We start from the raw sequence: 19,290 nt of genomic DNA on the forward strand, positions 1-19,290 counted from the left end.
GGACCCGGTCCAGGGGACGAACGGGGCCCCGGACACCGCCGGGTTCCTGTCTGGACAACATTAATGTGACATTTTTCCGCCGCCCGGCCTGCTGCCCGAAACATTCCGTACATTCGGCGGGCGACACGGAATCTGGGGGTGGCATGTTCCTGCGACGGGCGCTGCGGTACCGCTGGGCACAGGCCCTGGTGCTGACCGGCATCAGTCTGTTGATCGGTAGCTGTGCGGTGTTCGGGCCGTGGTTCGCCCGCGCGGTCGAACAGACCGTGATGACCGAGACACTCTCGGTACAACGCCTGCCCGCGTCCTGGCGGATCGCGTCGCAAGGCGACGTCCAGCCGGAGCAGTTGGACAAATTGCTGCCGAAAGACCTCCAGCCGCTGTTCACCAAGCCCGTGCACGGCGTCCACAACGACGTCGCCTGGGTCACCCCGCGGGCCGAGGCGCCGCCGAAGGCGCGCCTGCGCTGGCGGGACGGGTACTGCGCCCAGCTCACCGTGACCGCGGGCCGCTGCCCACGCGCCGCGAACGAGGTGATCGCCTCGACCGTCGACCAGACGACCTGGGACCTCAAACTCGGCACGGCCTTCACCGCGGTGCCGAGCGACGCCGGCAAGGGCGGCGGCCGCCTCACCGTCGTCGGCTTCTACACGCCGAAGGAGCCTCGCGGCGACTACTGGTACGGCGACTACTCGACCGGCCACTCGCATCAGCCCGCCGACAAGGATCCCGGGAGCGCCGACCAGTTCTTCACCGACAGTACGACGTTCAGCGCCGGCGACTGGCAGCAGACGGTCACGTCGGACGCCCGCCCGCTGCCCGGAGTAGCGCGGCTCGACGACCTGCAACGCCTGCAGGAAGCCACCCAGACGGTCAACGGAAACGCCGGCGAGCTCGGCATCCCCGCGGAGACCACGTCGTCACTTGCCACGCTGGTCGACCAGATCCAGGCGGAGCGGAAACAGGCGACCACGATCATCCCGCTGGTGATGGTGCAGGTCGCGCTGTTCGCAGTCGTCGTACTGGCGCTTGCGCTGGCGGCCGTGGTGGATCAGCGCCGGCCGGAGATCGCGCTGTCGCGGTTGCGTGGCGCGTCGGCTCGTCGTACCCATCGTGCGCTGGCTGTCGAGCTCGGCCTGCCCGTGCTGGTCGGGACGTTGCTCGGTGGAGTGGTGGGCTTCGCGGTGCTGTTGATCGTCCGCGCCACCTGGTTGCGCAACGGTGCGCCGCTCGAGCTCCCGTGGATGGTCCCGGCCGCGCTCGCCGCGGCAGCGATCGTCGCGTTGGCGGTGGTGGTGCTGCAGGTTCGATCCGCGGTCCGGCAGCCGATCTCGAGCCTGCTGCGTCGGGTTGCGCCACGGCGCGGCGGGTGGCTGATCGGTGTCGCCGACCTCTGCATCATCGTGTTCGCGGTGGCCGGTCTGTTCGCGGCACTCACCGGCGACGGCCGTGGCCCACTTCCGGTTCTCACGCCCGCGCTGCTCGCGCTCGCCATTGGTCTGACGTTTGCGCACCTGCTGCTCCCGGCCGCCGGCCAGCTCAGTCGGCAGGCGTTGCGCCGCGGCCGTCTGGGTCTGGCGCTCGGCGCACTGCAGATCTCCCGCCGCCCGGCCGTGACCCGCATCGTGGCGGCCGTTGCCGTCGCCGCCGCGCTGCTCACGTTCGCCGGCCAGGCGTCGTCCGTTGCGGCCAGGAACCGCGAGACGCGCTCCGGCTACGAGACCGGCGCGGAGGGCGTCCTGCGGATGAACTCGTTGTACCTCGCCGACTTCCTGCGCGCCGCCGACCAGATCGACCCCGACCGGCACTGGCTGACTCCAGTGGTGGTCTCCAGCCCGGGCTCCCCCGACGCGCTGAAGTCGCTGATGATCGAGCCGGACAGCTTCCGGCGGGTCGCGTTCCGCGGCGATCGGCTCACCGACGCGCAGGGCTGGCAGACGCTCCAGGCGCCGAGCGGCGTGAAGCCGATCGAGTTCCGAAGTGCGCAGCTGACCGCGACAGTCTCGGCTGCTGACATCAAACGGCTCGTCAGCCGCACCCCGCGCGGCGAGGAGATCGGCTCCGGTGCGCCGAAGTCCGTCGTACTGCGGGCGAATGTCGTCAGCCACCGCGACGGCGCGAGGTACCTGGTCTCGTTCCCGCCGTTGCCACTGCCGTCGAACAAACCCGTCGAGCTGCGTGCCGCGGTCGACTGTCTGGGTGGCTGTGACCTGCTGCGGCTCGGCATCGGTCGCGAGACGCTCGACCCGGCCGGTCTGGAAGGCGACCTGGTGATCAGCAAGCTCGCCAGCGACGACCATCCGAGCATCGGACTCGGCAAGCCGGACGACTGGAAGCCGTTCGCCCAAGTCGAGTCCGACCAAGGCTCACTGGCGGCGAAGCCAGGCGGCGCGCTGACGATCGCGATGAAGAGCTTCGGCAACGACGAGTTCCTGCAGTACGCGACCGTGCCGCCGGTGACGCCGGCCTTCGTCACGCCGGAGTACCGGTACGCCGACAACACCACGACCAGCCCGGCAATCGACGGTACGCCGATCACGCTGGCCCGGATCGACCGGCTCCGCGGGCCGGTGAACCGGTACGGCGACCGCACGGCCGTCGTCGATCTCGAGACGGTCCGCCGGCTCGGTGGGGCCGTCGACGAGGGCGGGACCGACTTCGAGCTGTGGCTGAACAAGGACGGTCTCGCGAACGTCGACGCGATCACCGCGAAGCTGTCGAAGGCCGGGTTCAACGCCGACCTGGTGGACCGCCGCGACGACCGGATCGCGTCGTACGGGCGTTCCGCCAGCGCGCTCGCCCTGCAACTGACGCCGGTGGTCGGGATTGCGGCCTGGGTGCTCGCGATCGTCGTACTGCTGCTCACCGTGGTGACGTCGTGGCGCTCGCGGGCCCAGGACTACGCGAGCCTGAAGATCACCGGCGTACCGGCGAGCACCACCGGCCGGGCCGCACGCTGGGAGCAGACCGGTCCGGTCGCGCTCGCGGTGCTGCTCGGAACGGTCTGCGGGTTGATCGGCGCGCAGGTCGCACTGCCGCTGATCCCGTTGTTCGCCACCAGCGGCGGGCCGGTGCCACTCGACCTCGGCACCAGTTGGCCCGTCGCAATCGTGCTCTGGATCGCGGGTACGGCGGTCCTCGCGGCCGTGACGCTGCTCCTCGGCAGCGGCGTCAACAGACGCTCCAGCTACGGCCGGATCCGGGAGGAGCTGACATGAGCGGCCTCGCGATCAGTACGACGGGACTCGTGCACATCTACCGCGCGCACGGTCACGATGTCGCAGCGTTGTCCGGGATCGGGATCACCGTCCGCCCGGGCGAGCTCGTCGGGCTGCTCGGGCCGTCCGGAGCCGGGAAGTCCACGCTGCTCCAGCTCTGCGGCGGTCTGCTCACCCCGAGCGCGGGCCGGCTGCAGATCGGCGAACACAACGTCGCCACGATGACCGAGACCGAGCTGGACCGGATGCGTTCCGGCGACGTCGGCATCGTGCTGCAGGGCGCCGGGCGCAACCTCGTCCCCTACCTCACGCCGGCCGACAACATCCGGTACGCACAACGGGCCGCCGTACGCGGCCGCGGCCTGCCGGCCCCGACAGACATCCTCGATCTCGTTGGCCTAGGCAACCATTCCGGGACTCCGCTCACGCAGCTGACACCGGGACAGGTCCAGCTCTGCGCGGTCGCGGTCGGCATCGCGACCCGGCCCGGTCTGCTGCTGGCCGACGAGCCGACCAGCCAGCTCGATCACCACGCCCGCGACGAAGTCCTCACCGCGATCCGGACGGTCAACCGCGAGACCGGGATGACCGTGCTGCTGGTCACGCACGACCCCGAGGTCGCCGCGACCCTCCCCCGGACGATCACGATCCGGGACGGCCGGATCGCCTCCGAGGGACGATCGGGCGAGGAGTACGCCGTGGTCGCGGTCGACGGATCGCTGCCGCTGCCGCCGCACGTGGCCGAACTGCTACCCGCCGGGACGCTCGTCCAGGTCACCACCGACAACGGCGAGATCCGCATCACCCCGGTCGAGCAGGAGGGGAACCAGTGATCAACCTCAGCCAGGTGACGGTCCGGTACGGCGATCTGACCGCGGTGTCGGACGTGTCGTTCACGGTCCCGCCGGGGTTCGTGCTCGCGGTCAGCGGGCCGTCCGGGGCCGGCAAGAGCTCGTTGCTGTGGGCAATCGCCGGGGCGGTGCCGGTCGCCAAGGGGCAGGTCGAGATCGACGGTCTGGTGATCACCGAGAGGCCGGCCGCGGCCGCGCACGGCGTCGTACTGATCCCGCAGGGCAACGGGCTCGCCCGGGTGCTGACCGCGCGCGAGAACCTCACCATCCCGTTGCTGGCGGCCCGTCACAAGGATGTCGAGCGGTCCATCGAGCACGCGCTGGCGGGAGTCGGGCTCGAGGAGAGCGGCGACCACCTGGTCGAGGAACTGTCCGGAGGCGAGCAGCAGCGCGTCGCCGTGGCGCGCGGGATCGCGCAGCAGGGCCGGGTGATCCTCGCCGACGAGTCGACCAGCGAACTCGACAGCACCAACCGCGAGCGGGTTCTCGACCTGCTGCACGCGGAGGCCCGCCGCGGTGCCGCCGTCGTCATCGCCACTCACGATCCCAAGGTCGCCGACAGCGCCGACGGCCACGCCGTGATGGACGAGGGCCACCTCAGCTGGCTACGGCGCCTCTGACCGGTGTGGCGACCGTCGTCGGATCGAGCTGGATCCGGCGGATCCCCAACGGTCCGAGCAGGTCACGCAACGCGGTCTCGGACATCCGCATCCACTCCTGGACGCCGCACGCCGCCCGCAGTCCCGTCAGTGTCCGGAACGCGATCCCGACCCGCACCCCGTCCGGCAACCGCCCGGTCTGCACCGTGGCGATCTCCCCCAGACACCGGACCGGAACGAACAAATCAACGCAATGTCGAGTGCTCACACCCCGAAACTAGGCCGCTCCGTTGCCCCCGTCCCCCTTTCTCACACCCTTCGCACAGACCTCTCACACCGGTAAAATGGATCCATGGCGGACGAGAAGAAGCAGCTGACCGAGGACGAGATCGAAGCCGCGCTGGAAGGCGCCACCGCGGGTCACCGGCTGGCCGAGCACGAGCCCGACGAGGAGTCGATCGACCTCGCCCGCCGCCAGCTCCGCGGCGAGATCACCGCCGACGAGGCCGTCCAGCAGGAGATCGCCCGAACCCTCGAAGAGTTCAAGCGCGACTGATGGCGAAGTACGACGACTACGTCTACCCGAACTCCACCGTCCTGCGGAACAAGTTCGGGCTCCAGGACGAGCTCGCCGCGCACACGATGGAGACCCGGCTGGCCTACGTCCGGATCGCCGAACTGGTACAGAACCCGGTCCAGGGCGACTACGACCTCGCGCATCTGCTCGAGATCAACCGGCGCGCGTTCCAGGACATGTACGACTGGGCGGGCAAGCTGCGCGACGTCCCGACCGGTACGACGAACACCCAGCTGGTGCATTGTCTCCCGGAGCACCTGGAAGAGCAGTCGAGGTACGTGTTCCGGATGCTGCAGCGGGACGACCTGCTGCAGGGTATGGGCGACGACCAGTTCAATGATCGGCTGGCCTACCACTGGGGTGAGCTGACGGCGTTGCATCCGTCGCTGAACGGGAACACTCGCAGCCAACGCGTCTTCGTGGATCAGTTGACGCAACAAGCCGGCCGATCGATCAACTGGGCTGCCGTCAACCAGAACATCGAGGCATTCAAGATGGCCCGGTTGCATGCGCACGCCGGTAACCATCTGCCGCTTCGCGACCAGCTTGCGCAGGTCGTCCGCCCGGCCGGTCTGAGGACAGACGGTACCGAGCTCGCCGGGCCTGCGGTCGATCCCAAGGTCACGCAGGCCGCGCTGTCGGGGCTAGCGGCTCCCACGACGTCCTCGGCCCAGAGCAGCACGGCTACGAAGGAGCGGACAGCGAAGCCGCGTGGCCGGGACGGGCAGGAGCTCAGCTGAGGCTGCTGGGTCAGAGGCTCAGTTGGGTCGGGGTGGTTGGCGGGCCGGACTCCAGCGCTGAGCGGACCAGCGCGGGTAGGTCGCGCGGGGCGAAGCGGCCGTCGTGGGCCTCCAACTCGGCCTGCGACCACCAGCGCATGGCGTGCACGTTCTCGGCGCGCATCTCTTCCGGGGTGAAGGTTCCGGCCGGCTCGAAGTGGTCGGTGCGGATCAGGAAGAAGTCGTGGAGTACGCCGTCGTAGCCGGTGGCGTGGTCCTCGGCAACGACTTCCTGGTGCCAGAGCTGCGGCGGGTCGGCGAAGTCCCGGAGGCCGACCTCCTCGACGAGTTCGCGGCGCAGGCCTTCGATCACCGTCTCGCCGGGCTCGAGGCCGCCGCCGGGCGTCGCCCACAACGGACCGTCGGCGAACTCGAAGCGGACCAGCAGGATGCGGTCCTCAGGATCGACGATCACCGCGCGGGCCGCGGGGCGCAGACGCGGCAACCGCAGTTCGAGTTCGCGGTGCTGCTCGACGGCGCGGAAACCGAAGCGGGTGTTGACCTTGCGCATCGCGACGTTCGACAGCGCGGTCCAGGTGTGCAGGAAGCGTTGCGTCGTCCGGTGCTTGGCCAGCTGCTCGAGGTTCGCGAGCTTCATAAAAGTCCCGAGGTTGTGGCCGCGGTGCTCGCGCAGTACGAGGGTGTCGTCCTGCTGGGCGTGCTCGGCGTCGGCGCGGGGCAGGTAGATGAGCGTGTAGCCGGCCGGTTCGCCCGCGTCGGTGTGGGCCATCGTGACCAGCGCGAGGTAGTTGCGGTCGACCCGCGTCTCGCTCGCCTCGAGCTTCTCGACCGTCCACGGCACGACCTCACGGGTCATCCCACCGGTCGGTACGTCCCGATCCATCGCGGTGTGCAGATCGGCGTACGCGTGCTGGTGCTCCGGCGGACACAGCCCGGCCCACGACGTCAGCCGGTACCCGTCGAGCCGTCCGGCCGCTTCCCGCAGTTCCTCGAGCCGCAGGTCGTCGTACGGCAGCGATACGACGAGATGCTCCTCGACATGTTCCGTCCGGAACCCGAGCCGCTCGGCGAACGCCGCACCCGCCCAGGGCTCCCCCGGTACGCCGAGCTCGGTCTGGACGATCGTCCGTCCCAGCTGCGCCGCCCGCGTCACGGTCCACTGCCACAGCGCCGTACCGATCCCGCGCCGCCGGTGCTCCGGCGGTACGTCGATCTCGACCTCGACCGTGTCGAGATTGTCGGTCAGCCGGTACTCGAACAGCATGCCGCCGAGCACCCGGTCGTCCTCGAACGCCCCGACCGCGAGGCGCTGCTTCAACGGCCCCGGGTTCCGCAGCGAGAACCCGAGGGCTTCGCGCGCGGCCACCAGCGGGGCCTCCCGTCCGGCGATCGCGCCGGCCCGGAAGGCGTCGTACCACTCGTCGAACAGGGCCAGGTCGGCCGGGTCGATCTCGCGAATGCTGATCACCCGGCCGACCCAACCAAACAAACGGGTCAGTCCGCCAGTCGGTTTTCCTTAGACCGGTGCGACCTTGCCCTGGTACATGTACATGATCACGAAGTTGTCGGCGTACGGCGCGTTCTTCAGGATCGGGTCGTCGTCGGCCGGGAACTTCGCCACCCGGGTGCCCTCGAGCGCCGGGTTGTTCCCGTAGCGCTCCCAGAGCGGGATGATCGGCAGCAGTTCGTTGAAGGCCAGCGCCGCGGCGGTGACGTTCTTCTTCTGCTCGTCGAGGTTCAGGCCTTGCGCGGACTTGTCCACCACGGACTGCAGGTCGATCGGACCGGCCGAGGTGGTCTGCTTGAGCGGGAAGTTCATCCCCTTGCCGCCGGAGTTCGCCGCGGTCACGTAGTTGAACGTGTACAGGTCCTGGACGAACGCGAAGTACGGGTGCGGGTGGTTCGACGCGCCCCAGGTCTGGATCGCGATGTCGAACTTGCCGGCCAGGACGTCGGGGTTCAGCTGGGTGAAGGTGATGCCCCGCTTGGTGATGTTGAAGCCGAACTTGTTCAGCTGGTCGGCCGCGTTGGTGGCGGCCGGGTTCCAGTCGGCGAACTCGGTCGGGAACTTGATGTCGTAGGCCGCGGGCTTGCCGGACGGCAGCGTCCACTTGCCGCCGTTCTTCTTCCACCCGGCCGCCTGCAGCAGCTCGGTGGCCTTGGCCTCGTCCTTCTCGTAGGCGTTCAGCTTCTTCTGGTCGGCGTCGGAGACCCAGTCCGGGACCGAGATGTCGGAGAAGCCGGCCATGAACTTGCACGGCTTGCCGGACTCGCCGAGCGCGACGGTGCCGTTCTCGTTGCGGTCCAGGACGTAGGCGATCGCCTGCCGGACGCGGACGTCGGCGAGCTCGGGGTGCGTGGTGTAGTTGAACACCAGCGACGGGCCCGAGTACACCGGCGGCCGGAGGATCCGGAAACCGCTGCCCTGCATGGTCTTCTCGCTGGCCACCGCGAAACCGTGGGTCGCGTAGTCGACGTCCTTGTTCATCACGACCGGCGTGATGTCCGAGGTCTCACCGTTGTACAGCACGACCTTGGTGAAGCCGATCTTGTCGGCGAACAGGCCCTTGTCGTTCTTGACCAGCGCCATCTGCGCGTTGGTCATGTTCTTCGAGTCGAAGTTGAACGGACCCGAGACGACCGGGTTCTCCGGACGGAACTTCTGGAAGTCACCGTTCAGCGCCTTGCCCTCGGCGCTGTCCAGGCTGGTCTTGGCCTTGCGCATCGTCTCGGCCTTGGTCGCCCACTCGCCGTACACCGAGTCCGGCATGATCGGCGCGCGGAGGATGTAACGCTCCAGCACGGTGGACGGCGTACCGATGGTGAACAGCACCGTGGTGTCGTCCTTGGCGCTGACGTCGGACAGGAACGTCCAGGACTGCTGACGCATCAGCCAGTGCAGGTTGAACGTCGAGACGACGTCCTTGGCGGTCACCGGCTTGCCGTCGCTCCAGGTCAGCCCGGAGCGGAGCTTCATCGTGTACGTCTTGGTCGCCTCGTCCAGCGTGCCGGACTCGGCCATCATCCATTCCCACTTCTTGTCGGCCCAGTAGTACAGGCCGCCGCTGGGGTAGATCAGGTCGAGGTAGGGGCTCTGCTGCTGGATGCCGTCGGTGACACCGGCCGCCAGGTTGAAGTGGCCCTTGGGCGGCAGCTGGTACGGGTACGCGCCGTGGAACTCCTTGTTCCCCGACTTGCCGTCACCACCCGAGGCGGCGTTCGGCTTGCTCGGGGAGCACGCTTCCAGCGACCCGATGCCGGCCACGCCGACACCGGCGATGCCGAACAACTGGAGCACGTTGCGGCGGGAGATGGCGTTGGTCCGGGCGTTGGCGCCCGAGTCGGTGCTGCCGGAATCGTTGGTGCCGGTGGGACTCATTCCTTGGTCCTTTCTGATCTGACGCACGCCCGTGTGCGTCAGGCACTACTGGTTCGTTTTAACTACCGCCCTCGCGTTTTTCCCGACGCCGCGTCAGAACCACTCCGACGACGACCACCAGGCCCAGTAGCAGGCCCAAACACAAGGTGAACAGGGTGACGACGAACTCCGGGGTACCCGGCGACAGCGTGAGCAGCAAGGCTCCGCTCGCGAGCACCAGGAACGCCGCCCAGCCGAGCGCCGCCCGGCCGATCTGGGGCCCCATCAGGCCCCCGGCTCATCCGGCCGTCCTTCGTGGGCGCCGTCGCGGGCCACCACGTGGCATGCGGCGGACTGCCCGGATCGGATCTGGGTCAGGGCGGGCACCGCACCGTCGCACAGCCCGTCCTCGAACTGCGGACAGCGCGGGTGGAACGAGCAGCCCGACGGCAGGTGCGCCAGGCTCGGGATCTCCAGGCTGCGCAGGGATTCCCGGCCCTTGGTCTTGGTCAGGTCCGGGTCCGGCTCGGGGATCGCGTCGATCAGCGCCCGGGTGTACGGGTGCGTCGGTGCGTTGATGATCTTCGGGGTCGGCCCGAACTCGACGATCCGGCCCAGGTACATCACCGCGGTCTTGCCGTTCCAGCCGAAGTACTTCGCGATCGCCAGGTCATGGGTGATGAACAGGAACCCGACGCCGAGGTCGTCACGCAGCCGGCCGAGCATCGCCAGCACGCTGATCCGGATCGACACGTCCAGCATCGAGGTCGACTCGTCCGCGATGATCAGCTTCGGGTCGAGGGTCAGCGCTCGCGCGACCGCGACTCGTTGCCGCTGGCCACCGGACAGCTGGTGCGGGTACTTCGGCAGGTAGTTCTCGGCCGGCGTCAGGTCCACCTTGGTGAGCAGCTCGGCCGCGCGCTCGGCGGCCGCCTTCGCACCCTTGACGACACCGTGCTTGAGCAGCGGCGCGGTGATCGTCTGCTGGATCGTCCGGGTCGGGTTCAGCGACGCGTACGGGTCCTGATGGACGTACTGGACGCTGCGGCGGAAGGTGGTGAAGTCGTTGCGGTTCTTCGACCAGATGTCCTGGCCGGCGAACTCCACCTTGCCTTCGGTCGGCTTGGCCAGGCCGGCCGCCATCCGCGCCGCGGTGGTCTTCCCGGAGCCGCTCTCACCGACCAGGCAGAGCACCTCACCCGGGTTGACCGACAGGTCGACGTTGTCGACCGCGCGGATCGGTCCTGCCTTGGTGTCGAACACCTGGCTGACACCGGCCAGCGTCATCAGCGGTGCGGCGCCCGTGGTCGCGGGCGATTCCTCGAGCGCGGTCATGAGGCGGTTCCCAGGGTCTCGTTCGGCACCTGACGGTCGAGGTGCACGTCCTTCACGTGGATGCAGGCGACGTCGTGGGCGTCACCCGGCTCGTCGGTCACCGGAACCAACGGCGGCTCGGCCTCCCGGCACTCGTCGGTGACGAACTTGCACCGCGGGCTGAACGTGCAGCCCTTCGGGAGCGACGCCAGGCTCGGCGGTCCGCCGGGGATCGACTCCAGGTCCGGCAGGTCGCCGACGATCGGCGGCACGGCCTTGATCAGGCCCAGCGTGTACGGGTGCCGGGGCCGGTAGAACAGGTCCCGGACGCCACCCGTCTCGACGATGCTTCCGGCGTACATGGTGGCCACCCGGTCGGCGAGCTCGGCGGCCAGCGACAGGTCGTGGGAGATGAAGATCATCGAGAACCCGAGCCGCTCGCGCACCTCGTGCAGTACGTCGACCACCGACCGCTGGGTGAGGATGTCGAGCGCCGTGGTGGGCTCGTCGAGGATCAGTACCTCGGGTTCGAGCAGCAGGCTCATCGCGATCAGGACCCGCTGCCGCATCCCGCCGGACAGTTCGTGCGGGTAGCTGTCCATCACCCGCGACGGCTCCAGCCGCACCAGCCGGAGCAGCTCGCCGGCGCGGTCCTCGATCTCCTGGCGGCTCGCCTTGGTGTGCGCGCGCATCGTGTCGTGCATGTGCGCGCGGATCTTCAACACCGGGTTGAACGCGTTCATCGCGCCCTGGAACACCATCGCGGCGTCCCGCCAGCGGAACTCCCGCAGGTCCCGGCCGTCCAGTGCGAGGACGTCGATCTCGGAGCCGTCGCCGCGGTTGAACACGACCTTGCCGCTGGCGTGGCCGAGGCGCGGCAGCAACCGCAGCAGGCCGAGGCCGAAGGTGGTCTTGCCGCAGCCGCTCTCCCCCACCAGCGCGAGGCTCTCGCCCGGGTAGAGGTCGAGGTCGACGCCACGGACCGCCTGCACGGTGGATCCGGAACCGGTCCGGTACTCGACCTTGAAGTCGCGGACCGACAGCAGTGGCTTGCCCTGGCCGCCGCGCACCGCGCGGTCCTGGCCGGAAGTCGTCGTCGTCATGCTCACCGGTCCCGGAGCCGCGGGTTGAGGATCTCTTCGAGGGATCTCGTCATCATCACCAATCCGACCAGCAGCAGGACGATCGCGACGATCGGGCTGAGGATCCAGGCCAGGCTCGCGTCGTTGAAGATCGCGCCGGCAATCCAGGCGCGGTTGAGCATGATGCCCCAGTTGGAGCCGGTCAGCGGGGCCAGACCGAGCAGGTAGAGGCCGACCAGCTGGTAGATCGCGTTGGTCACGCCGATCATGAAGTTCATCAGGATGAAGCTGGCCATGTTCGGCAGGATCTCGACGAACACCACCCGGGCGGTGCCGAGGTCGAGCAGCCGGGCCGCCTCGACGAACTCGCGTTCCTTCAGCGAGAACACCTGGGCCCGGACGGCCCGGGTCAGCACCGGCCAGGACAGGGCTCCGACCAGCAGCGCGAGCAGGAGCGGCGAGTCGAGCTTGAAGAACGCGCCGAGCACCGCGAGCAGGACGATCTGCGGGACCGTCAGGAAGACGTCGGCCAGCGTGACCACGACCGAGTCGACCCAGCCGCCGAGGTACGCGGCGAGCGAGCCGAGCACGATCGCCAGCGCGGTCGAGATCAGGGCGGCGAAGAAGCCGACGAAGATCACCGTCCGGCCGCCGCCGATCATCTGGATCAGGACGTCCTTGCCCTCGTTGTCGGTACCGAGCAGGTGACCGGGCGAACCGGCCGGGAGCAGAATCTCCTTGACGTTCGGCGCCACGTCCGGGAGGAAGAACGGCACGATCGCGGTGACCAGCACCATCAGCGCGACGATCACGAACCCGATGAAGCCGGCCGGGCTGCGGCGCAGCGACTTCAGGATGCCCGCGAACCGGGAGACGCCGGTCGTACCGATCGAAGAAACGGGAATTGTTGCCTCGGCCATCTCGTCACCCCTTGCCCTGGACGCGGATCCGCGGATCCAGCCGGCTGTACAGCACGTCGGCCAGCAGGTTGGCGACCACGACCGAGATCGTCACGACCAGGAAGATGCCCTGCAGTACGGCGTAGTCGCGGCCGTTGACCGCGTTGTACAGGCTGAAGCCGATGCCCTGGTAGCCGAAGATCCGCTCGACGAAGATCGAGCCGCCGACGACGAATCCGAGCGACACCGCGAGCTGGCTGAACAGCGGCAGTACCGCGTTCCGCCCGACGTACCCGGACCGGATCCGGGAGTCGGCCAAGCCGCGCGCGCGGGCCACCGTCACGTAGTCCTCGCCGAGGGTCTCCACCGTCGACGACTTCATCACCAGCGCCCACGAGCCGACCGTGGTCAGCGCATAGGCCAGGATCGGCAGCATCGCGTGGTAGAAGATGTCGTTCAGGAAGCTGAGGCTGAACGACGGTGTGACGCCCGGTGTGTACGAACCGCGGGCCTGGGTCAGGTCGAAGATCTGCAGCTTCACACCGAGGAAGACCACGATCAGGATCGCCAGGATGTAGTTCGGGATCGCGTGCAGCAGTGAGCCGATCGAGGTCAGCAGATGGTCGATCCAGGTCTCCCGGCGGTACGCCATGATCATCCCGGCGATGATGCCGATGACGAAGCTGAAGACCGTTGCCACCCCGACCGAGAACAAGGTCCACGGCAGGTAGGTCTTGATCACCGAGGCGACCGTGGTGCCCGGCGACAGCAACGAGTTGCCGAAGTCGCCGTGCAGCATGTTGACCATGTAGTGGAAGTACTGCACGAGCAGCGGCTCGTTCGGGTCCAGCGAGAACAGGTTCTTCGCCTGCGCGGCGGCAGCCTCGTACGAGATGCCGGTCTGCGCGATCTGGGTCTGGATATAGGTGTCGACCGGGTTACCGGGCAGCAATCGGACCAGGAAGAACGTTCCCGTCGTGACGATGAAGATCGTCAGGACCGCCTTGAACAGTCTTCGGACCAGCCAGGCGTTGAAAAAACGCCGGACAGCCGAGGGTCTCGGTTCGACAACCGGTCCTTCGATCAGATCAGACGCGGATGTCTCGACCGCACCGCTCACTGCTCACCTCCACGCGACTGCAGGGGAAAGTCGGTGGCGCAGACCTTTCAACAACAAGACTTAGTAACGCTGTCTTGCAAGGATCTGCGCATAGTGACGACAGTGTGCGCAACCTCGGTCACCGAGTCAACGACTTGAGGCAACGTTGAGACAACGTTGCAGAGTGTGACGTAACGGTACCGGGGCGTACAGGAATTGCCCGCCCCCAACACGGGGGACGGGCAATTCGAGGTTAAGAATGCGGCCTGATCAGCGGGTGGCGCGGTTGACAGCCGACACTACGGCCTTGAGCGATGCGGTGAGGATGTTGGCGTCCCGGCCGACGCCCCAGAAGACCTCGTCGCCGACCTCGCACTCGACGTACGCCGCGGCCAGCGCGTCGCCGCCCGCGGAGAGCGCGTGTTCGTGATAATCCAGGACACGGACGTCGTACTTCAGCGGCTGCAGCGCGTCGACGAAGGCCGACACCGGACCGTTGCCCTCGCCAACCAACTCGTGGGGAACACCATTGGCATAGACCTGTACGCGGAGCTGGTCGCCCTGGCCTTCGCCCGAGGTCGAGTTGACGCTCAGCAGCGACAGCTTGCCGGGCGCCAGGTACTCACCCGCGAAGATGTCCCACATCACCTGCGGGCCGACCTCGCCGCCCTCGTCGTCGGTGTGCTGCTGGATCACCCGGCTGAACTCGATCTGCAGCCGGCGCGGCAGGTCGAGCCGGTGCTCCGACTTCATGATGTACGCGACGCCGCCCTTGCCGGACTGCGAGTTGACCCGGATCACGGCCTCGTACGACCGGCCGACGTCCTTCGGGTCGATCGGCAGGTACGGCGCCTCCCAGGTGATCTCGCCGACCGGCTTGCCCTCGGCCGCGGCCTGCTTGTCGAGCGCCTCCAGGCCCTTCTTGATCGCGTCCTGGTGGGAGCCCGAGAACGCGGTGTAGACCAGGTCACCGGCGTACGGCTGGCGCTCGGGGACGCGCATCTGCGTGCAGTACTCGACCGTACGGCGGATCTCGTCGATGTCGGAGAAGTCGATCTGCGGGTCGATGCCCTGGCTGAACAGGTTCATGCCCAGCGTCACCAGGTCGACGTTGCCGGTCCGCTCACCGTGGCCGAACAGGCAGCCCTCGACGCGGTCCGCGCCGGCCATCAGGGCCAGCTCGGTGGCGGCCACCGCCGTGCCGCGGTCGTTGTGCGGGTGCAGGCTGATCGCGCTGTGCTCGCGGCGGGTCAGGTTCCGGCCGAACCACTCGATCTGGTCGGCGTACACGTTCGGGGTGCACATCTCGACGGTGGCCGGCAGGTTCAGGATGATCTCGCGGCCTTCGGCGGGCTCCCAGACGTCGCTGACCGCCTCGCACACCTCGAGCGCGAACTCCATCTCGGTGCCGGTGAAGATCTCCGGGCTGTACTGGTAGCCGAACTCGCAGTCGCCCAGCAGCTCGTCGGCGTACTTCATCACGGTCTCGGTGCCGCGGACGGCGATCGTGCGGCACTCGGCCTTGTCGACGTTGAACACCACCCGGCGGAACAGCGGCGCGGTCGCGTTGTACAGGTGGATGGTCGCCTTCGGCGAGCCCTGCAGCGACTGCACGGTGCGCTCGATCAGCTCCTCACGCGCCTGCGTCAGCACCGAGATCGTCACGTCGTCCGGGATCGCGTCGCCCTCGATCAGGCTGCGGACGAAGTCGAAGTCGTACTGGCTGGCGCTCGGGAAACCGACCTCGATCTCCTTGTAGCCCATCTTCACCAGCAGGTCGAACATCCGCCGCTTGCGGGCCGGCGACATCGGCTCGACCAGCGCCTGGTTGCCGTCCCGGAGATCGGTGGACAGCCAGCGCGGGGTGTGGTCGACGGACTGGGCCGGCCAGGTGCGGTCCGGCAGGTCGATCGGCGGGAAGGGGCGGTAACGATGGGTCGGCATGCCGGACGGCTGCTGGACGGGCTTGGGCTGGTTCTTCGGTGCCACGGGGGTGCTCCTCGGGATACGTCTTACTGCACAGGGTCGCTGGACGACCGGCGTAACGACGAAACTCCGCGGCGAGGGAACCGGCCTTGTCAGGCCTCGCCGCGGCAGCGAAGGAGGAGAAGCTGGTGCCGCATGATGCCTGCGACTATATGCACAACTCCCCCGGGCCGTCGAACCGGGGGTCTCGACGGGCGAGATACGGACAGTGACGGCGTCCTCGCTGAGGATGTGCTGAAGATTCCGTCCGGCTGTGACAGAGCGGTCTGATCGCGGTGCGAGGATGGCCCGCATGACGGCGCGGGTACTGGTGGTCGAGGACGCGGAACCGATCCGGACCGCCGTCGGGATCGCCTTGACCGAGGCTGGCCACGACGTGCGCACCCGGCCGGACGGCGAAGGGTTCGAGCGCGAGCTGGCGGAGTACCGGCCGGATCTGGTGCTGCTGGATGTGATGCTGCCCGGGCGGGACGGGTTCGAGCTGTTGGCGGTCGCGCGGGAGACGTCGAACGCCGGGGTGATCCTGCTGACCGCGCGGGACGCCGTTGACGACCGGCTTCACGGACTGCGGACCGGCGCGGACGACTACGTGGTCAAGCCGTTCGTGCTCGCCGAACTGATCGCGCGGGTTGAGGCGGTGCTGCGCCGGATGGGGCGGCTGCGCACCGTTCTCGCGATCAGCGACCTCGAGGTGGACGTCGAGGCGCGAGCGGTACGCCGGGGCGGGACCGAGATCGAACTGACGGCGACCGAGTTCAAGCTGCTCGCGTTCCTCGCCGGCCGCGCGGAGAAGGTCGTCGGCAAGACGCAACTGCTGACCGCGGTGTGGGGGTACGACGACTACGCCGACAACCTCGTCGAGGTCTACGTCAGCGGCCTCCGCCGCAAACTCGAAGCCCACGGCCCCCGCTTGCTCCACACCGTCCGCGGCTCCGGCTACGTGCTACGCCCATGAGCGGATTACGAACCGCATCGCTTCGGGTCCGGGTGACGCTGACTGCTATTGCCGTGTTGCTGGTGGTACTGCCGATCACCGGGTTGACGGTGAAGGCGGTGTTCGACGCGCAGGCCGAGCGCAGCCTCGACTCGTTGCTCACCGGGCGGGCTCAGCTGGCGCAACAGCTCGCCCGGCAGAACGTTGCACCCGGCAACTTAGTACGGCGGGTCGACGCGGACGGGGTCCGAGTGACGCTGACCCTGCGGAACGGACGGCAACTCGGTGCGCCTCCCGTCGACGCCGGCGGGACCGTCCGGCAGGTGAAGGCGACGCTGCAAGCGGGCCAGCAAACAAAGGGCGCGACGCTGCTGCTGTCCGCAGACACCGGGTTGCTCGCCGATGCGAGTGCGCGACTGCGGACCGTTCTCCTGCTGTCCGGCGTCGCGGCGATCCTGATCACGGCGCTCGCGCTGGTCATCGGTATGCGGTTCGCGCTGGCACCGTTGGACGCGATGACGGGGTTGGCGCGATCGATCGCGGCCGGACGGCGAGGTGGGCGCTTGCAGCCCGAGCGCGCCGACACCGAACTCGGCCGTACGGCGGCCGCGTTCGACGAGATGCTCGACGCACTCGAAGGCGCGGAGGACACCGCGCGACGGGCCGAGGGGACGGCGCGTCAAGCGGAAGGTACGGCGCGACGTGCCGAGGGTGCGGCGCGGCAAGCGGAGGGCGTGGCGCGGCGGTCCGAGGACCGGATGCGGGAGTTCATGGCGGACGCTGCACACGAGCTGCGTACTCCGGTCGCCGGGTTGCAGACCGCCGCGGAAACACTGATCCAGCTCGGCCCCGAGGCGACGGCCGAGCAGCGCGAGGAGCTGGAACTGCTGCTGGTCCGCGAGTCCCGCCGCGCGGGCACACTGGTCGGCGATCTGCTTGAGCTGAGCCGTATCGACGCCGGCCTCCAGCTCCACTTGGCGCAGGTCGATCTTCGCCACCTGGCTGATGCTCAGGCGGCTCGCCTGCGGCTGGTGGCACCCGCTGTGAAGGTTCAGGTCGACGGCACCGCAACCGTCAGCGCCGATCCCGAACGCCTCACCCAGGTCCTCGCCAACCTGGTCGACAACGCCCGCCAGGCAGGGGCCCACAGCATCCACATCACCGTCGCGCAGACCGGCGTACTGGTCGAGGACGACGGTCCCGGCGTCCCACCCGAGGCCCGCGAGCGCATCTTCGACCGCCTCGTCCACGGGCCGCACAGCAAAGGCGCCGGCCTCGGCCTCGCCATCGCCCGCGGCGTAGCCCGAGCCCACGGCGGCGACCTCACCGTGGAAGACGGCAAGGTAGGCGCCGCCTTCCACCTCCGCCTCCCCTAGGTACGGAGGAGGTTCGGGATGGTGGTCGTGTGGTTCGCGAGGATTTGGGCGGGGTCGGCGCCTAGGACGTGGTGGAGGACTGTGGCGTAGACGTCGCGGAAGTCGGTGCCCGCCTTGAGGTCGCCGTTGGACAGGTCCGTGAGGCTGGGCTGTTCGCCGAAGAAGCCGCCGGACACCTTCTCGCCGAGCACGAAGACCGGACCGGCGGTGCCGTGGTCCGTGCCGTCACTGCCGTTCGCCTGCACGCGACGGCCGAATTCGGAGTACACGAGGACAACCGCGTTCTTGCCACGATCGGTCTTCTGCAGCCGCTGCGCGAACGGGGTCAGTGCACCGTCCAGCTCGGTCAGCAACCGCTGCTGCGTTCCGCGTTCGTCCGCGTGAGTGTCGAACCCACCGAGCGAAGCCGAGTACGCCCGCGTCGGTACGCCGGCCTCGATCAGCCCGGCGATCAGGTCCAGTTGCGCGCCGAGCTGCGACGCGCCACCCGCCGACGCGCCCTTCGTCCGCTCCTCGTCGTCCGGGACCTCCTGCTCGTGACCACTCCGCACCGCCTTGCCCAGGACCTGCGTCGCATTCTGCAGATCCAGAACCGACTTCGCAGCCCGCGCTTGCCAGGGCCCCTCCCCCGGGCTCGGCTTGCCCAACGCGGCGTACGCCGTCCCCAAAGCCCCACCTGGTAAGGCCAAACCACGTAACGGCAACGACGCGGCGGCCGTGGTCGCACCCGCGAGCAGCGGGGGAAGCGTCGGCTCGACCGACACCGCGCGCAGCGGATCCGCGCCGGTCGCGTCCAGCCACCGGCCGAGCCACCCGGTCGGGACGGGTGACTTGGGTGACGCCGTCTGCCAGATCGCCATCGAGCGGAAGTGACTGCGGTCCGGCTCCGGGTACCCGACCCCGCGGACGATCGCGAGCCGCTTGTCGTCCCACAGGCCCTTGAGCCCTTTCAGGCCAGGGTTCAGTCCGAGGCCCTCACCGAGATCCAGTACCTCGTCGGCGCCGTACGCCAAATCCGGCCGGGCCTTCTGGTACGCCGGGTCCGCCGCGGGCACGACCGTGTTCAGCCCGTCATTGCCGCCGTACAAGGTGATGACGACGAGTACCGACTGGTCGCTCGGCAACGGATCGTCGACAGCCGCGGCCATCAGGTCGGACCAGTTCACCCGGGTCGCTCCAGCTGCGAGTGCGCCGGCCGCGGTCACCCCGCTGAGCGTCAGGAACCGCCTTCTCGTCAGGTTGTCCATCGGTCCTCCA

At 68.6% G+C, this 19,290-nt stretch carries 17 protein-coding genes; 7 read left to right on the forward strand and 10 right to left on the reverse strand.

The genetic code is table 11. From position 1 onward, the window contains the following. Nucleotides 1-143: 143 nt before the first annotated feature. From ACWGID_RS35395 to ACWGID_RS35405, 3 genes are read left to right on the forward strand one after another with little or no spacing between them, the layout of a single operon-like run. A complete protein-coding gene (locus tag ACWGID_RS35395; RefSeq protein ID WP_452203705.1) occupies nucleotides 144-3,218 on the forward strand; it encodes an FtsX-like permease family protein in 3,075 nt (1,024 codons plus the stop codon). After that, nucleotides 3,215-4,051, forward strand: a complete 837-nt coding sequence (locus ACWGID_RS35400; RefSeq protein ID WP_452203706.1) for an ABC transporter ATP-binding protein — start codon at nucleotides 3,215-3,217, stop codon at nucleotides 4,049-4,051. The genes ACWGID_RS35395 and ACWGID_RS35400 overlap by 4 nt, the downstream gene beginning before the upstream one ends. Next, nucleotides 4,048-4,689 (forward strand): ABC transporter ATP-binding protein, encoded by a 642-nt coding sequence (locus ACWGID_RS35405; protein ID WP_452203707.1) that lies wholly within the window; start codon nucleotides 4,048-4,050, stop codon nucleotides 4,687-4,689. The genes ACWGID_RS35400 and ACWGID_RS35405 overlap by 4 nt, the downstream gene beginning before the upstream one ends. Here the strand turns inward: ACWGID_RS35405 and ACWGID_RS35410 are convergent. Continuing rightward, nucleotides 4,667-4,936, reverse strand: coding sequence for an SAV_915 family protein (locus ACWGID_RS35410; RefSeq protein ID WP_452203708.1), 270 nt, complete (start codon nucleotides 4,934-4,936; stop codon nucleotides 4,667-4,669). The genes ACWGID_RS35405 and ACWGID_RS35410 overlap by 23 nt on opposite strands. Before the next feature lie 84 nt (nucleotides 4,937-5,020). Between ACWGID_RS35410 and ACWGID_RS35415 the strand changes: the two genes are divergently transcribed. Together ACWGID_RS35415 and ACWGID_RS35420 are read left to right on the forward strand one after the other, a co-directional pair. Then, a complete protein-coding gene (locus ACWGID_RS35415; protein ID WP_452203709.1) occupies nucleotides 5,021-5,224 on the forward strand; it encodes an antitoxin VbhA family protein in 204 nt (67 codons plus the stop codon). After that, the gene (locus ACWGID_RS35420) at nucleotides 5,224-5,985 is read left to right on the forward strand and encodes a Fic/DOC family protein (RefSeq protein WP_452203710.1); all 762 of its coding nucleotides are present in this window, start codon (nucleotides 5,224-5,226) and stop codon (nucleotides 5,983-5,985) included. Before ACWGID_RS35415 ends, ACWGID_RS35420 begins: the two co-directional genes overlap by 1 nt. A 10-nt stretch (nucleotides 5,986-5,995) precedes the next feature. Here ACWGID_RS35420 and ACWGID_RS35425 read toward each other — a convergent pair whose 3' ends face one another. From ACWGID_RS35425 to leuA, 8 genes are all read right to left on the reverse strand, one after another. Next, nucleotides 5,996-7,453 carry a GNAT family N-acetyltransferase gene (locus tag ACWGID_RS35425; protein WP_452203711.1) on the reverse strand — a complete coding sequence of 486 codons (1,458 nt, stop codon included), beginning with the start codon at nucleotides 7,451-7,453 and terminating at the stop codon, nucleotides 5,996-5,998. Between the two features lie 48 nt (nucleotides 7,454-7,501). Continuing rightward, on the reverse strand, nucleotides 7,502-9,364 hold the full coding sequence (locus ACWGID_RS35430) for an ABC transporter substrate-binding protein (RefSeq protein ID WP_452203712.1): 1,863 nt from the start codon (nucleotides 9,362-9,364) through the stop codon (nucleotides 7,502-7,504). A 58-nt stretch (nucleotides 9,365-9,422) separates the two neighbouring features. Next, nucleotides 9,423-9,629: a hypothetical protein gene (locus ACWGID_RS35435; protein WP_452203713.1), complete on the reverse strand. Its 207-nt coding sequence runs from the start codon at nucleotides 9,627-9,629 to the stop codon at nucleotides 9,423-9,425. Then, nucleotides 9,629-10,678, reverse strand: coding sequence for an ABC transporter ATP-binding protein (locus ACWGID_RS35440; RefSeq protein WP_452203714.1), 1,050 nt, complete (start codon nucleotides 10,676-10,678; stop codon nucleotides 9,629-9,631). Before ACWGID_RS35440 ends, ACWGID_RS35435 begins: the two co-directional genes overlap by 1 nt. Then, nucleotides 10,675-11,760 (reverse strand): ABC transporter ATP-binding protein, encoded by a 1,086-nt coding sequence (locus ACWGID_RS35445; protein ID WP_452203715.1) that lies wholly within the window; start codon nucleotides 11,758-11,760, stop codon nucleotides 10,675-10,677. Before ACWGID_RS35445 ends, ACWGID_RS35440 begins: the two co-directional genes overlap by 4 nt. Nucleotides 11,761-11,762: 2 nt before the next feature. After that, complete coding sequence (locus ACWGID_RS35450) at nucleotides 11,763-12,659, reverse strand: ABC transporter permease (RefSeq protein ID WP_452203716.1); 897 nt, start codon at nucleotides 12,657-12,659, stop codon at nucleotides 11,763-11,765. Nucleotides 12,660-12,663: 4 nt separating this feature from the next. Beyond that, nucleotides 12,664-13,758 (reverse strand): ABC transporter permease, encoded by a 1,095-nt coding sequence (locus ACWGID_RS35455; protein ID WP_452203717.1) that lies wholly within the window; start codon nucleotides 13,756-13,758, stop codon nucleotides 12,664-12,666. 249 nt (nucleotides 13,759-14,007) lie between these two features. Beyond that, nucleotides 14,008-15,681, reverse strand: coding sequence for a 2-isopropylmalate synthase (gene leuA / locus ACWGID_RS35460; RefSeq protein ID WP_452203739.1), 1,674 nt, complete (start codon nucleotides 15,679-15,681; stop codon nucleotides 14,008-14,010). A gap of 334 nt (nucleotides 15,682-16,015) precedes the next feature. Here leuA and ACWGID_RS35465 point away from each other — a divergent pair, with 334 nt between their 5' ends. Both ACWGID_RS35465 and ACWGID_RS35470 read left to right on the forward strand, forming a co-directional pair. Further along, nucleotides 16,016-16,678 carry a response regulator transcription factor gene (locus tag ACWGID_RS35465; RefSeq protein WP_452203718.1) on the forward strand — a complete coding sequence of 221 codons (663 nt, stop codon included), beginning with the start codon at nucleotides 16,016-16,018 and terminating at the stop codon, nucleotides 16,676-16,678. Then, the gene (locus tag ACWGID_RS35470; RefSeq protein ID WP_452203719.1) at nucleotides 16,675-18,033 is read left to right on the forward strand and encodes a sensor histidine kinase; all 1,359 of its coding nucleotides are present in this window, start codon (nucleotides 16,675-16,677) and stop codon (nucleotides 18,031-18,033) included. Before ACWGID_RS35465 ends, ACWGID_RS35470 begins: the two co-directional genes overlap by 4 nt. Here ACWGID_RS35470 and ACWGID_RS35475 read toward each other — a convergent pair. After that, the gene (locus ACWGID_RS35475) at nucleotides 18,030-19,280 is read right to left on the reverse strand and encodes a DUF1501 domain-containing protein (protein WP_452203720.1); all 1,251 of its coding nucleotides are present in this window, start codon (nucleotides 19,278-19,280) and stop codon (nucleotides 18,030-18,032) included. The two genes, ACWGID_RS35470 and ACWGID_RS35475, sit on opposite strands and share 4 nt — an antisense overlap. Nucleotides 19,281-19,290: the final 10 nt, after the last annotated feature.

The sequence above is a fragment of the Kribbella sp. NPDC054772 genome, from assembly GCF_053611945.1.

Bases quoted from the DNA above. Each gene is read 5' to 3' on its own strand.
- ACWGID_RS35395 (WP_452203705.1), top strand. From the start codon at position 144: ATGTTCCTGCGACGGGCGCTGCGGTACCGCTGGGCACAGGCCCTGGTG.
- ACWGID_RS35400 (WP_452203706.1), top strand. From the start codon at position 3,215: ATGAGCGGCCTCGCGATCAGTACGACGGGACTCGTGCACATCTACCGC.
- ACWGID_RS35415 (WP_452203709.1), top strand. From the start codon at position 5,021: ATGGCGGACGAGAAGAAGCAGCTGACCGAGGACGAGATCGAAGCCGCG.
- ACWGID_RS35420 (WP_452203710.1), top strand. From the start codon at position 5,224: ATGGCGAAGTACGACGACTACGTCTACCCGAACTCCACCGTCCTGCGG.
- ACWGID_RS35430 (WP_452203712.1), bottom strand. From the start codon at position 9,364: ATGAGTCCCACCGGCACCAACGATTCCGGCAGCACCGACTCGGGCGCC.
- ACWGID_RS35435 (WP_452203713.1), bottom strand. From the start codon at position 9,629: ATGGGGCCCCAGATCGGCCGGGCGGCGCTCGGCTGGGCGGCGTTCCTG.
- ACWGID_RS35440 (WP_452203714.1), bottom strand. From the start codon at position 10,678: ATGACCGCGCTCGAGGAATCGCCCGCGACCACGGGCGCCGCACCGCTG.
- ACWGID_RS35445 (WP_452203715.1), bottom strand. From the start codon at position 11,760: ATGACGACGACGACTTCCGGCCAGGACCGCGCGGTGCGCGGCGGCCAG.
- ACWGID_RS35450 (WP_452203716.1), bottom strand. From the start codon at position 12,659: ATGGCCGAGGCAACAATTCCCGTTTCTTCGATCGGTACGACCGGCGTC.
- leuA (WP_452203739.1), bottom strand. From the start codon at position 15,681: ATGCCGACCCATCGTTACCGCCCCTTCCCGCCGATCGACCTGCCGGAC.
- ACWGID_RS35465 (WP_452203718.1), top strand. From the start codon at position 16,016: ATGACGGCGCGGGTACTGGTGGTCGAGGACGCGGAACCGATCCGGACC.
- ACWGID_RS35470 (WP_452203719.1), top strand. From the start codon at position 16,675: ATGAGCGGATTACGAACCGCATCGCTTCGGGTCCGGGTGACGCTGACT.
- ACWGID_RS35475 (WP_452203720.1), bottom strand. From the start codon at position 19,280: ATGGACAACCTGACGAGAAGGCGGTTCCTGACGCTCAGCGGGGTGACC.